This window comes from Alteromonas sp. ABD4_190 (assembly GCF_056160105.1).
Genome location: NZ_JBSWWN010000001.1, coordinates 3,349,055 through 3,361,937 on the forward strand (window position 1 = coordinate 3,349,055; position 12,883 = coordinate 3,361,937).

The 12,883-nt window shown below is 44.0% G+C and carries 12 protein-coding genes, 1 tRNA gene and 1 riboswitch; of the genes, 12 read left to right on the plus strand and 1 reads right to left on the minus strand.

Translation table 11 applies throughout. The annotated features are described in order from the left end of the window. Positions 1-446: 446 nt before the first annotated feature. From ACXAFM_RS14625 to ACXAFM_RS14650, 6 genes are read left to right on the plus strand one after another with little or no spacing between them, the layout of a single operon-like run. On the plus strand, positions 447-1,208 hold the full coding sequence (locus ACXAFM_RS14625) for a DUF3450 domain-containing protein (RefSeq protein WP_179982703.1): 762 nt from the start codon (positions 447-449) through the stop codon (positions 1,206-1,208). A gap of 6 nt (positions 1,209-1,214) precedes the next feature. Next, entirely contained in the window at positions 1,215-2,573 is a 1,359-nt protein-coding gene (locus ACXAFM_RS14630) for a MotA/TolQ/ExbB proton channel family protein (RefSeq protein WP_474835049.1), read from the plus strand. Position 2,574: 1 nt separating this feature from the next. Then, on the plus strand, positions 2,575-3,099 hold the full coding sequence (locus ACXAFM_RS14635) for a MotA/TolQ/ExbB proton channel family protein (protein ID WP_012517736.1): 525 nt from the start codon (positions 2,575-2,577) through the stop codon (positions 3,097-3,099). Between the two features lie 11 nt (positions 3,100-3,110). Continuing rightward, complete coding sequence (locus tag ACXAFM_RS14640) at positions 3,111-3,509, plus strand: ExbD/TolR family protein (protein WP_012517737.1); 399 nt, start codon at positions 3,111-3,113, stop codon at positions 3,507-3,509. 1 nt (position 3,510) lies between these two features. Continuing rightward, positions 3,511-4,122, plus strand: a complete 612-nt coding sequence (locus ACXAFM_RS14645) for an energy transducer TonB (RefSeq protein WP_012517738.1) — start codon at positions 3,511-3,513, stop codon at positions 4,120-4,122. Between the two features lie 2 nt (positions 4,123-4,124). Beyond that, positions 4,125-5,390 (plus strand): tetratricopeptide repeat protein, encoded by a 1,266-nt coding sequence (locus ACXAFM_RS14650; RefSeq protein ID WP_474835051.1) that lies wholly within the window; start codon positions 4,125-4,127, stop codon positions 5,388-5,390. A gap of 152 nt (positions 5,391-5,542) precedes the next feature. Here ACXAFM_RS14650 and ACXAFM_RS14655 read toward each other — a convergent pair whose 3' ends face one another. Next, positions 5,543-7,885 carry a tRNA(Met) cytidine acetyltransferase TmcA domain-containing protein gene (locus ACXAFM_RS14655; RefSeq protein ID WP_474835053.1) on the minus strand — a complete coding sequence of 781 codons (2,343 nt, stop codon included), beginning with the start codon at positions 7,883-7,885 and terminating at the stop codon, positions 5,543-5,545. A gap of 59 nt (positions 7,886-7,944) precedes the next feature. Here ACXAFM_RS14655 and ACXAFM_RS14660 point away from each other — a divergent pair, with 59 nt between their 5' ends. The 6 genes from ACXAFM_RS14660 to ACXAFM_RS14685 all read left to right on the plus strand — a co-directional run bounded on the left by ACXAFM_RS14660 (position 7,945) and on the right by ACXAFM_RS14685 (position 12,771). Further along, entirely contained in the window at positions 7,945-8,370 is a 426-nt protein-coding gene (locus ACXAFM_RS14660; protein WP_012517742.1) for an acyl-CoA thioesterase, read from the plus strand. Between the two features lie 130 nt (positions 8,371-8,500). Then, positions 8,501-8,604: riboswitch (TPP riboswitch) on the plus strand. Between the two features lie 55 nt (positions 8,605-8,659). Further along, the gene (locus ACXAFM_RS14665) at positions 8,660-10,750 is read left to right on the plus strand and encodes a TonB-dependent receptor (RefSeq protein ID WP_474835055.1); all 2,091 of its coding nucleotides are present in this window, start codon (positions 8,660-8,662) and stop codon (positions 10,748-10,750) included. A gap of 17 nt (positions 10,751-10,767) precedes the next feature. Then, the gene (locus ACXAFM_RS14670) at positions 10,768-11,031 is read left to right on the plus strand and encodes a hypothetical protein (RefSeq protein WP_014975943.1); all 264 of its coding nucleotides are present in this window, start codon (positions 10,768-10,770) and stop codon (positions 11,029-11,031) included. Further along, positions 11,031-11,675, plus strand: a complete 645-nt coding sequence (gene pnuC, locus ACXAFM_RS14675; RefSeq protein WP_014948709.1) for a nicotinamide riboside transporter PnuC — start codon at positions 11,031-11,033, stop codon at positions 11,673-11,675. The genes ACXAFM_RS14670 and pnuC overlap by 1 nt, the downstream gene beginning before the upstream one ends. Next, a complete protein-coding gene (locus tag ACXAFM_RS14680; RefSeq protein ID WP_474835057.1) occupies positions 11,632-12,483 on the plus strand; it encodes a phosphotransferase in 852 nt (283 codons plus the stop codon). Before pnuC ends, ACXAFM_RS14680 begins: the two co-directional genes overlap by 44 nt. A gap of 211 nt (positions 12,484-12,694) precedes the next feature. Then, positions 12,695-12,771 (plus strand) — tRNA-Trp (locus ACXAFM_RS14685). Positions 12,772-12,883 lie beyond the last annotated feature (112 nt).

Genomic DNA, 12,883 nt, shown 5'->3' on the forward strand with positions numbered 1-12,883 from the left:
ACCAACGTCATCTTCCCAAAAAGGTAATTGTTGAGATAACAAGCTAAGCAATATTGTAATAGTCTTGATGCTTTTGAGCTATTGCAGTGAACTTTACTGCACGCGTTTGCATTTCACCTTCAGTTTTATGCATTTAAACGTTTTATTTAGGGTAAATATTAAACGATTAAGATGTGTCCAGGTTTATGCAGAATGAATTTGAATGCACATTCAACCCAACTGAGCGGAAAACGAGCAGTTAAACCTAAATCTGTTAGGTGTAAATAGTGTGTTACTTGACTAAACGTAACAATCCGTGTGAGTATACTACGTTCGTAGTACTGAACATTGACGTCAGTGCTACATTCCTGAAACAAAATTGTGAAAGTTTTATACGCCCCTTGCCCGAATATTTTCCTTATCGGCGAGGATTCAAATAAGAAATTTGGTTGGGAACTATGTCCAAAATGAGCAAGAGAACTCTTATTGCTTCTACTGTTATGGGTGCTTTCGCACTAACAGGTAGTGCAGTCTCTGCAGATACGCTTGAAGATCTTCATAAAGAAGAAGCGAAAATCCACGCGGCTGCAGCGAAATCTCAAGAAAAAATCAACACGTTGTTTGAACAGTCTCAAGAACTACTTGTTGAGTATCGTCAAACAGTAGATGAGACAGAAAACCTTAAAATCTACAACGATTACATCGCTAGCCTTGTTGCAGACCAGCAGCGTGGAATCGACTCTCTACAGCGTCAAATCGACAGCATCGAAGAAACTAAGCAGGGCATCGTTCCTCTTATGTTCCGTATGATTGACAGCCTAGAGCAGTTCATCAAGCTAGACCGTCCAATTCGTTTGGAAGAGCGTCTACAGCGCGTTGAGCGTCTTCGTGACCTGATGGCTAACTCTAACGTTACTGTTTCTGAGCAGTTCCGTCAGGTACTAGAAGCTTACCTAGTAGAAGTTGAGTACGGTACTAAGATCAATTCTTACCAAGGTACTATCGATGATGCGGGTACTGAAGTAACTGTTGACTTCTTTAACCTAGGTCGTACAGCTTTACTAGCTCTTTCTCTTGACCAAACGCACGCATGGGTTTGGAACAATGAAAGCCGCACTTGGGAGAAGCTAGGTGATGAGTACCTTTCTTCAACTATTGACGCAGTAAAAATGGCTAACGGCACCATTCCTGCGGCTCTTGTTAAACTACCAATTAGCGCAGCGGAGTAATTGTTAATGAAACCAGTATTCAAATCTCTTTTAGCCGCTGCGACAGTTGCAGTTGCGGCAACCGGAGCGCAAGCTCAGGAAGCAAAGAGCCTGAAAGATCTTTTAGACCAGGTTCAACAGAACCGTGTTTCTGAAGCTCGTCTAGACAAAAAGCGTGAAGCTGAGTTCCAATCAGCACGTGCTGACAAGCAAGCGCTTCTACGCAAAGCTCAAGCGAACCTTAAAGCTGAGCAAGACCGTGGCGATCGTCTACAGAAGCAATTCTCAGATAACGAAGTAACACTTAACGAAAAAGCCGCTGAGCTTGACCAAGCTACTGGTACGCTTGGCGAAATGTTTGGTGTGGTACGTCAAGCATCTTCTGAAGCTTACGGTCGTATCTCTACATCAATTGTTAGTGCACAGTTCCCTGGCCGTAGCCAGTTTCTAGCGGAAATGTCAGAAGACTCTAAAGGTCTTCCTAACATCAAAGAACTAGAAGACCTATGGTTTGCACTTCAAAAAGAAATGACTGAAGGTGGTGAAGTTGTTAAGTTTACTACTGAAGTAGTTAACCTAGACGGCGGTTCTTCACAGCAAGAAGTTGTTCGTATTGGTACTTTCAACCTTGTTGGTGAAGAAGGTTACCTAGCATACGATGCTGAGTCTGAAGTTGTTCAGCCTCTAGGTCGTCAACCAGACGGTCACTTCGTAGCGTCTGCTGAAGATCTAATCGAAGCGACTTCAGGTTTCACGCCTTTCTACGCTGACCCTTCTCAAGGCGGTATCCTTGGTCTATTGAAGCAAAAAGCGACAATGTCTGAGCGTTATCACGCGGGTGGTCCAGTAGGTTACACAATTACGCTAATGCTAGCTGTTGGTCTACTTATTGGTCTTTATAAGATGATCACGCTTACCATCACTGGTGGTAAAATGCGTTCACAGCTTAAAAACGTGAACAGCCCATCTGAAGGTAACCCTCTAGGTCGTATTCTTAAAGTTTACCAAGAGAACAAAACTGCTGATGCAGAAAACCTTGAACTTAAACTTGATGAAGCGATTCTTCGCGAGCTTCCTAAAATTGAAAGCGGCATCAACGTAATCAAGATTTTCGCAGCAATTGCTCCTCTACTAGGTCTACTAGGTACAGTACTAGGTATGATCGAGACGTTCCAAACTATCACACTATTCGGTACTGGTGACCCACGTATGATGGCAGGAAGTATCTCAATGGCTCTTGTAACTACTGCTCAAGGTATTATCGCGGCTCTGCCTCTAATCCTTACTCACAGCATCGTAGCTTCTCGTAGCAAGTCAATCATCCACATTCTTGATGAGCAAACTGCGGGTATCGTAGCTGCTCACTCAGAGTCGGAGAAAGCGTAATATGAATTACCTGATTGGATTATTCGAATCGGTCAGGGACTTTATCGCTACCGGCGGTGACGTACTTTACTTCGTTGCTGCCGCGCTCTTTCTCATGTGGGTTTTAATGATTGAGCGTTACTGGTATTTAACCTCGGTCTTCCCAAAGGTGAAGAAAAACATCATCGCGAATTGGGATGCCCGAGCAGATACCACATCATGGTATGCGCATAGAATCCGTGACGCGTGGATTTCTCAAGCGTCAGACGATCTAAACGCTAGAATGCTGATTATCAGAACCATTATTGCAATGTGTCCACTAATCGGTCTACTTGGAACAGTAACCGGTATGATCAGTGTTTTCGAGACAATGGCAACACAGGGCACCAGCAACGCACGTCTAATGGCGGCTGGTATCTCTATGGCGACTATCCCGACAATGGCGGGAATGGTAGCTGCGCTATCTGGACTGTTCATCAGTTCACGTCTTGAAGCGAAAGTGAAGCTGGCAAGAGAAGGGCTAGTTGATAGCCTGCCACATCATTAGAGAGAGAGATTATGGCTCGAAAAGTCAGAACCGAGGAAGAAGATGCACAGATCGACATGACGCCCATGTTGGACATCGTGTTTATCATGCTGATCTTCTTTATCGTTACCACTGTTTTCGTTAAAGAAGCAGGGATCGAAGTCAACAAGCCAGATGCGAGCCAGGCGATTCTTCACAAAAATGCAAACATTTTCATCGCCGTAACGGAAGACGGAAATGTATGGCTAGATAAGCGTGAAGTAGCGCCGGACAGCGTAAGAGCGAATATTGAGAGACTGCTTACCGAGCAGCCAACTGACTACGTAATCATCCAAGCTGATGTAAAAGCAAAGCATGGTTTAGTAGTTGAAATTATGGATCAGGTTAAAGCCGCTGGCGTTAACCGAGTCTCGGTAGCGGCAAGGGGATAAGATGTTACGTATACTTGTATCTATTGTATTAGGTGCTGCGGTTGCATTTGCCCTTTTCGTTCTAATGGCCAAGTTGATTGAAAATTCATCTAGACCAGCAGACGAAGTACCGCCTGCACCGGTTATCGATATTGTAATGCAGGAACCAGACGACCAGACGCAAACGCGTACTCGTGTTCCACCACCACCGCCGCCACCGCCTCCACAGCCTCCTAAAATGGAGCAAGTAGAGCCGGAAACAGCGGAACCTGATGCAGATGGCTTTAGCTTAGCTATTCCAGCTATCGACACAGGTGGTGTTGGTGTAAACATCGGTGGTGTTGGTGCAATGCAACGTGACGGTGAAGCTACACCTATCGTTCGTATCGACCCGAAATATCCACCTGATGCAGCCCGCGATGGCCGTGAAGGTTGGGTAAGACTGTCTTTCACTATCAACGAAGTTGGTGGTGTTGAAGATATCGAAGTTATCGAAGCTGAACCTAAGCGCGTATTCGACCGTGAAGCACGTCGTGCTCTACGTAAGTGGAAATACAAGCCTAAGATCGTTGATGGCAAGCCGGTTAAACAACCTGGCATGTTCGTACAGCTAGACTTTAAACTGGAGCAATGATCATGATGAAACGTACATTCAAAATGTCAGCCGTTGCTTTAGTGCTAGGCGCAGGTGCGGTGCTTTCAGCACCCGCTGCTCTAGCGCAGTCATCACCTGTTGTTTGTCCTGGATATGAGAAAGGAAAAACAACGCTTGTAGGTGAGCGTACCGGTAAAAAAGTTCAGAAAGCTTTTGAGTTTTATAACGAAGACCAAGTCAATGAAGCATTGAACGTACTTTACGAAATCGACCCTTCAGACGATTTTGATAAAGCTTATGTTAAGCGTTTTATTGGTAACTTACTTGCTGCGCAAGAAGGACAAGGTGGTAAAGCGTTAGGGTATTTGGTTGAGTCCGTTGAACCAAAAGTACTTAACGACCTTGAGCACTCTCAAACACTTAAGTTATTAGGTGACTTGAGCATGCAGGAAGAGAAGTACACTGATGCCATTAAATGGTATAACAAGTGGATGGACTTCACGTGTAAGGAAGACGCTGACGTTTATACGCGTTTGGCACAGGCTTACTTCGAATCTAAGCAACTAGCTAAGATGGTAGAGCCAGCAGATAAAGCAATTGCTTTGTATGAAGAGCCAAATAAAAACCCGTATGTACTTAAGCTAACGTCTTACTACGAGCGTAAGATGTACCCTGAGACTGTTGCTGTGGCGGAAGATCTTGTTAGAACTTTCCCTCAGGAAAAGACTTGGTGGTCGCGTCTAGGCTTTTTCTACATCTTGGTTGAAGACTATAAGAAAGGTCTTTCAACGCTAGAGCTTGCTTACATGCAAGGTTATCTAGAAAAAGAGTCAGAAATCAAAACGCTTGCTCAGCTTTATCAAAGCAACGGTATGCCTTACAAGGCGGCTAAGTTGCTTGAAAAGCACTCAAAAGAAGGTTTGCTTAAAAACGATGCGGATATGTTAGCTAACATTGCTAATGCATATCATCAGGCCAAGAACTTCAAAACAGCGGCAAACTTGTATGCACAAGCTGCAGCTAAAAGTTCAGATCCTGAGCATTATCGTAAGCAAGGTACGCTTTTACTTGTAGCGGAAGACTACAAAGGCGCTATTAAGGCACTAGAAAATGCTCTAGAGCGTGGCGCAGAAAGCCCAGCAAAGATTCACTTCACACTTATGGAAGCGAATTTCTATGCGGGGAACTTCAAGTCTGCATACAAGCACGTGCAAGAAGCTAAGAAAGATCGCTCACTACGCCGTAACGCGGCTGCGTGGGAACCTTACATCAAGGAAAAAGCTAAAAACCGTGGTATTAACATTTGATATTCGGTTTTAGCTCAAAAGCCTCCTTCGGGAGGCTTTTTTTTGTCTTTAGCTAAGGTTTGTTTGCTCCAAAGGTGAAGCAATAAAAATATAAATTCGTTTTCCAACGAACAGTAGAAGCATTCAAATCTTTTTGAATAGCGTTATTTAAATTAATTTATTGAATCGAAAGCGGGTTGGACAGTGGTTCTAATTAAGGATGTGACTTCTTTCAATCCATTTACTTTTATATCGTGATCTTTTAATAACGCCTTAATACACGCTATTTCTCTATCAGAACTTGTAAAAAGCGCTTTCAAGTAATCCTGTGAGTCTATAATGTTTACTAACTGATTGAGTACAGTAAGCGATTCTTCGTGCTCTAAAGCCAAGTCACTGTATTTCTGTCCTCCGCTTTTTTGACGCGACTTATGGTCATTCTTGTTGCTCATCGGTTCTATTTCGCAAGCTAACTTTTTTAAGATGGGCCACACATCGTCTAGTGGGCGTGTTCCTAGAGTAAAGTGAATAAGCTTGTTTACATAGGTTGAAAGAACAGAGTGGGGAAGTTCATCTAGCTTAGCGGCACTGTTGAGGCTAGTTTTCAATGCGATAAGCCTCGTAACCATAGCTTTTGCACTAGAGGTTTTCGGTAAGATAGCTAAAGCACTGGTTTCTCCACTGGCTTTGTTTGGTTTTCTACCATAATCAACAATTTGAAAACCCTGGTTAGACCAAAACTTTTCGAGTTTAGCTGTTGTCCCGTACGACGTGCACAAAGCATCAATGGCTTTATCATGAGTTATTTCAATCAATTTTTGAACAAGGTAGCTACCAATCCCTCTGGCTTGGAGCCTCGGCTGTACTGCTATACGGTTAATTCTCCAGTAATTAAACGTTGCGGCTTCAGGGTCTGCCGACAGTAATGTTAACCGCTGTGCACCTAGGTGACCCTGTGGACGGCGACGCCCCGATGCAATCTCACAAGATAAAGCGCCCAAGCTGTTGCCTCCTTCAATATTGATTATTGCCGCAGCAAGCACCAACCTTTCTGTTTTAAGTGTGGCAACAAGTACGTCTGGGCTGTCTAATAAACGCATGAAGTCGTCAGGCGTTGTTTGGTAATGTGCAAGCGCAAGAAGTGACATCACTTGTTGAAGCATGTGTTCAGCCATATTTTCAAATGAACAAATATTGAAACTACAGACCTTCATCAACAACTCACTGTCTTCTTGTTCTAAAAGTGCGATGTTATTTTTAGCTCGGTTTTCAGAGGCGAAGAGGCACGGGGTATCTTTCTTGGAATATTCTTCAAACAAACAGGTGTGATTTAAGAACCTCTCAACAGGATCGTTATCAAACCAACGCAGCGGCGTTGACAAACTTAGGTGCTCAACAGTGTTAGGTAAGTTAGGAATGAGTTTGTGAATGAAACCATTTCCTGAGCCTTCGTAACCTTGAAGCGTAGTACTTAATACCCACTGTGGATTATGGGCCAACATACGTGCTAAAACAGGCAATGGTAAGGACGCTGCCTCATCAATCACAACAAGATCGAAAGGGGCATTCTTACTGCAACCATTGTTATTGCAATAAGAAGAGGAAGAAGGACTGCTGCTATAAAGAAGCTCACTGTCTGGGGGGACCCATTTAACCGAACCTAGAGGTGTTATTTTGTGATCAATTGGCGTTGGTTCTTTTTCATCAGAGAAGCCATAAGATGACAAAAGCGGGGGGGATATCGAATCCTTGTGATTATTGACACGCGACATTAGGTTAGCAACGTTACTCACTTGCTCGCTAGTAAGCAGCACGTTTTTTCCTTCGCTGATCAAGCGATCGATGAATATACCTAATAGAGAGGATTTGCCCCGTCCCCTTGGAGCAGTGACGAGAGCATTTAATTGGTTTACTGAGAATGCCTGATACAGACTTTCATAGGCATCTTGTTGTTCTTGCGTTTTAAACCGCGCACTTTTAAAAGCGTGTTGCTTAGGTGTTTGCCCTACGCGATACCTTTCTACATCAGGCAGAATTGTTTCAGTTTCTGTATGAAAGGCTACATACTCGTTATTCCGAAGGCGTTCAATAAAGCGGGCGAGGTAACGGCTGCGAGCAAGCGTAAAACCTTCTGAAATAAACGGCACAGAAACATTTTCAACCCACTCACTGAAATCTGGGCACACAAGTACTAAACAGCCTTGGCGTTTAACAGTACCTGCTACAGCCATCATATCTCCTGGCTTGAAAGTATCGCGGCAGTCCAAGATAGCCGTGTCGTATTCGCAACCTAGTACCTGTTTGCGCTTTTTTCCTTTCAGCGTGTTACCAGTAAAACTTGCAATGCTCATCGATGAAACGTCATCCGCGAGCGAGTGTATGCAGCAAAGTGCGGCATTACAGAAAGCATTTCCGCCAGAGACAATAAGTATTTTTCGGTGAAGCGGGGGAGTGACGTTTGAGCCATCTTCACAATAAGGGGCTAATAGCCATTCACGTAATTGAGTTAGCGCCATGAATCAGTTTTTTCGGTATAATCTAACGCTATAGTAGCGATTTATTATGAGGAATTCGAATGCGCTTTCTTTCTCGGCGTCTAGTTATGCCAAACGATCTTAATTACGCCAATTCGTTGTTCGGTGGCCGCGCGTTAGAATGGATAGACGAAGAAGCTGCAATTTGGGCTATTTGTCAATTAGAAACCAATTGCTTAGTTACCAAGCATATCGGTGAAATTAGCTTTGAATCACCTGCTATGCAGGGAGATATCGTTGAGTTTGGTTTAGAAACTAAAGCTGTGGGCCGTACGTCTATTACCGTAAGCTGCTTGGTACGCAACAAAGCAACCAAGAAAACCATCTGTTTTGCAGACGATATCGTTTTCGTAAAGGTTGACCCTGATACCCGTCAACCAACGGCACACGGCAAAACGTTGGAAGGTTTAAAAGCACAAACTGACGATGAAGTACGTCGCCTAAATATGAATATTGACGCTGAATAGCCCTAAGCTTTCAACGCCTTATATCATATATAAAACCTTACGTTAGCTTAACGTCTTATCTGCTTGACGGCGTGTATCGAACTGGTAGACTCCGTCGCAGAAGTTGAGTTTGCTAGTTTTAGCTACGCAACACTATACCAAGGGGTGTCCGTTTTCGGTCTGAGATCCACATTCGTGGGAACCCTTAAACCTGATCCGGATAATACCGGCGTAGGGATGGTTCACAATATAGCCTTATCACCTGCCGTTAGACCCGGATCTTTTTTCTTAAATAAGAATAAGAGATCCCATGTATAAAACACTTTTCACTCTTTCACTACTTGCGTGTTCTGTTGCATCTTATGCACAAGAAAGCAAAGAAAACAGCATTTCAAATAGCACGCCAACTGATATTGAACGCGTCGTTGTAACAGGTGATTTTCGTCAAACCACACTCGACCAGCTAAGTGCTAGTGCGACTATTTTAGACCAAGCACGTCTTAGCAATAGGCAGCCTAGCCATATTGACAGCGTGTTAAACAGTATTCCAAATGTGAACTTCGCTGCAGGCGCATCTCGTGGCCGCTTCATACAAATACGTGGTATTGGCGAGCGTAGCCAGTTTGCCGAGCCTATTAATCCTTCTGTGAGCTTTATCGTCGATGAATTCGATTTTTCTGGTCTTGCCGCAGCGGGCCTTATTTTTGATACCAAACAACTAGAAGTTTATCGCGGGCCTCAAGCTACGCTCTATGGTACGGGTGCACTGGCTGGAGCGGTAAAGCTTACCAGTAACAATGTAGGAAGCGACGCGCCAGATTACGTTGAGGCCCGCATTGGCAATAAAGATAGTTACCGTATTGAAGGTGCCACTGGCGACGATATTAATTCTGATTGGGGATATCGCGTTGCGCTGGTGCATGACCGTAGTGATGGTTTTGTCGAAAATACGTTTTTAGATAGAAGCGACACTAATAATATTGATGAAACTGCATTGCGCTTCGCTGTAGAGGGCAGTGTAGACGAAAGAACCACGCTTGCACTTACCTATCGCTGGTATGACATTAATAACGGTTACGATGCATTCTCGCTAGACAACGACAACAAAACCCTGTCTGACGAGCCAGGCTTTGACGAGCACCAAACCCACGCTGTTAGCGCGCGCTCTACAACCAATACAGCAGCGGGCGACTTTATTCTAATTGCCACCCATGCTTCTCACAATATTGCTTATGGCTATGATGAAGACTGGACATTCACAGGGTTTCACCCGTGGGGTTATACGTCTTTTGACGCCTATTATCGCGATGTAGAAACACAGACCGGAGAGATGCGTTTCGTGTCCTCTGACAGTGCCGCACTTTTTGATGGTATGACCGACTGGACAATAGGCGTATTTTATAAAAGCACGGAAGAAAAGCTGCTACGTCAGTACACTTATTTAGATAGTGACTTTGCCAGTGAATACACGCCTACGACGACCGCTATCTATGCTCAGACTGAAAGTCGTTTGAACGAAAATTTAGTACTAGTAGCAGGGTTAAGAGTAGAAAACTACGATTTTGATTACGCTGATAACAACCAGCTTACTCGCGCGTTCGACACCACCATGGTAGGCGGGAAAATCGCGCTTCAGTATACGCAGGGCGATCACTTCTATTACGGCAGTATTTCACGCGGATATAAGGGCGCAGGCTTTAACCCCGACAGCCGCGTGAATGACAATCAGCGATTCTTCGATGAGGAATACAACTGGAACTACGAAGTAGGCGTTAAGGGCCCATTACTTACGCCTGACCTAATTGCTCGCGCTGCAATTTTCTATATGGATAGAAAAGATACCCAGGTGAGCGATTTTGACGTTATCACTCGTGATGACGGTACGGCAGGGTTCGTAGATATTATTGATAATGCTGATTTAGGAACAAACAAAGGGGCCGAACTGGAGCTTAGCTGGATTGCTAATGATGCATGGCAGCTTGATGCAAGTGTGGGTTACCTTAGCGCTACTTTTGAAGGGTATACATTAGCGGACGGCACTGAAGTCTCTGAGCAAAGACAGGCCCAATCACCTAAATGGACGGCAAACGTTTACAGTGAGTACGCACTTACAGACACCATGCTGTGGCGTATAGATGTAGATTACAAAAGCGAATACCGTTTTTCTGACGGACATAATGTAACCGCGCCAAGTACTACGCTGGTTAACTCGGAGATTGTGGTGTTACACGGTGATTGGCAGACATCACTGTGGGTACAAAATGCGTTTGATCGTGAGTATTACACTCGAGGGTTTGGTGGTTTCAGCAATGACCCTCGCGATGAATACGCCTTTGAAGAGCCATATTACCAAATAGGTAACGGACGTCAGTTTGGCGTTACTGTTAAGTACGCGTTTTAAAATAAAAGGAAACAGACATGCAAGTTATGGTTGAACTGTCGTTGTACCCTTTGGTTAACGAATATATTCCACCTATTCAAGATTTTATCGATAGGTTAAATAGCTATAGTGATATCACGGTTTCGACAAGTTCAACCAGCACGCAGGTTACAGGTGACTATGGTGTGGTTATGAAAGTACTTGGTGAAGAAATGCAAAGAACCCATGAAGAAGTAGGGCAGGCTATTTTCGTTGCTAAGTTTTTAAATTTTGATGCCATGCAATCTAGAAAATCATCTTAATGGCTAACTTCTTTTCTGAGTTCACTTCTCAAATTGCCGCTACTTCACTGTTAGAGTGGGTAGCGGTTGTCCTCGCTATTGCTTATGTGCTGTTAGCCGCAAAACAGAACAGCTGGTGTTGGCTGTGCGCCTTTGTGAGTACCGCAATTTACACCTGGCTATTTTGGCAGGTGACGTTGCCATTTCAGTCTGCGCTTAACTTCTTTTATATGATAATGGCGGGATACGGTTATTATCAGTGGTCGAAAGGGGCGGAAGACGGCGATGTTAAGCCAGTGCTTCATTGGCCGCTGTGGGCTCATTTGCTCATTGTTCCGAGTATGTTATTGCTCGCTTGGGTTCTGTCTGAGGTGGCGGGCTCACAGTTCAATAGTGAGTACCTACTATTAGATGCGAGCATTAATTTATTGAGTGTAGTCACAACATTTATGGTGGCGCATAAAATTCTGCAAAACTGGGTTTATTGGTTTTTCATCAATTTAGCGTCCGCCTATTTATACTTGCAAGTGGGTTATGCATTATCTGCTTGCCTGTTCTTAGGCTACGTAGGCTTTGCGGTATTTGGGTATTACCAGTGGCTAGTACAATATAAAAAACAAGGTGAACAGGTTGGATATCATCGCCACGCTGCAAAAGGCGCTTAATCTTAGCGACAGTGCGAAAATTTCGTCACACCCCGCTGGAGCGGTAAATCACGTTTACCGCGTTCAGGAGCTCGCAGATAGTCAGTCACCCTTGATTGCAAATAACCTTCAAAGTAGTGGGCAACCAAAGTCGGATCATAACCCTGTCGACTTAGCGGTGAAATGGATGGGCGATGATGACTTTAGTGGGGTTAATCGTGCGCACCAATTTGCTTTGCAGCAACAGCTTTATAGGTTTGGCATAGCGCCGCAACCTATATGGTTAAGCGATGATGAAACCATATGGGTTGAGCAGTGGCTAGAACACAGTGGCAATGCGACGCTTTCAGTGATTGAGCTGGCCAATACCCTCGCTCGTATTCATTCTTTGCCCATTACCGCTAGGCCATTGGATTTAGCATCAAGATGGCAGCATTATATTGATGTTGCACAGCTCGATATGAGCAGTGAGCTTTATTCAAAAGCTCAATCATTGCGGAAACAAGTAATAAAAAGTGAACAAGACGATGACGACTATGTGTTATGTCATAATGACTTGCTAACTAATCACTTATTACTGAGCGCAGATAACTCACTCAAAATTATTGATTGGGAATATGCCGCCATGGGAAACCGCTACTTCGATTTAGCAAGTTGCTGCCTTATCAATAAACTCGAAATCAATGAAAGTAGAAAGCTAGTTAAGCATTACGCCAAGCTAATGAATATCGATGAGCACGACGCGATAGCGAAATTTGATCTGCACACCGAGATTGTCGCTATCACTAATGACCTGTGGTTTGCTGCGCTTAAGGCCAATAAAGTCTAATCGTCATAAACTGCTCCGTATTTAAAAGTGACGCTGCATAGAAGTCGGTTTAAAAGCGGGCAATAAGATAAAACACAGGTGAAGGATAAAGCCTATTTGGTGTTATTCGATTGAAAAAACAGCGCATTGCGTGTTAATTAAGCATGCAGTGCATGGTAGTGATAAAAAGGCTTTACCTTTTTAATGTCATCCGTATAATGCACAGCGCGCTAGGGGTGTAGTTCGAATTGGTAGAACAGCGGTCTCCAAAACCGATGGTTGGGGGTTCGAGTCCCTCCACCCCTGCCACTTTCTCTTCTTGTGAACGTTTACGTTTAAATCCTAAATCGTTTCTTTGTTAAATTCTTCTTAAATTTTATTGGTTTCTGTTGCTAGTGCTTAATTTGCTGCAGCTGTTTTA

Bases quoted from the DNA above. Each gene is read 5' to 3' on its own strand.
- ACXAFM_RS14645 (WP_012517738.1), top strand. From the start codon at position 3,511: ATGTTACGTATACTTGTATCTATTGTATTAGGTGCTGCGGTTGCATTT.
- ACXAFM_RS14630 (WP_474835049.1), top strand. From the start codon at position 1,215: ATGAAACCAGTATTCAAATCTCTTTTAGCCGCTGCGACAGTTGCAGTT.
- ACXAFM_RS14660 (WP_012517742.1), top strand. From the start codon at position 7,945: ATGCGCTTTCTTTCTCGGCGTCTAGTTATGCCAAACGATCTTAATTAC.
- pnuC (WP_014948709.1), top strand. From the start codon at position 11,031: ATGGCTAACTTCTTTTCTGAGTTCACTTCTCAAATTGCCGCTACTTCA.
- ACXAFM_RS14640 (WP_012517737.1), top strand. From the start codon at position 3,111: ATGGCTCGAAAAGTCAGAACCGAGGAAGAAGATGCACAGATCGACATG.
- ACXAFM_RS14665 (WP_474835055.1), top strand. From the start codon at position 8,660: ATGTATAAAACACTTTTCACTCTTTCACTACTTGCGTGTTCTGTTGCA.
- ACXAFM_RS14635 (WP_012517736.1), top strand. From the start codon at position 2,575: ATGAATTACCTGATTGGATTATTCGAATCGGTCAGGGACTTTATCGCT.
- ACXAFM_RS14650 (WP_474835051.1), top strand. From the start codon at position 4,125: ATGATGAAACGTACATTCAAAATGTCAGCCGTTGCTTTAGTGCTAGGC.
- ACXAFM_RS14670 (WP_014975943.1), top strand. From the start codon at position 10,768: ATGCAAGTTATGGTTGAACTGTCGTTGTACCCTTTGGTTAACGAATAT.
- ACXAFM_RS14625 (WP_179982703.1), top strand. From the start codon at position 447: ATGAGCAAGAGAACTCTTATTGCTTCTACTGTTATGGGTGCTTTCGCA.
- ACXAFM_RS14655 (WP_474835053.1), bottom strand. From the start codon at position 7,885: ATGGCGCTAACTCAATTACGTGAATGGCTATTAGCCCCTTATTGTGAA.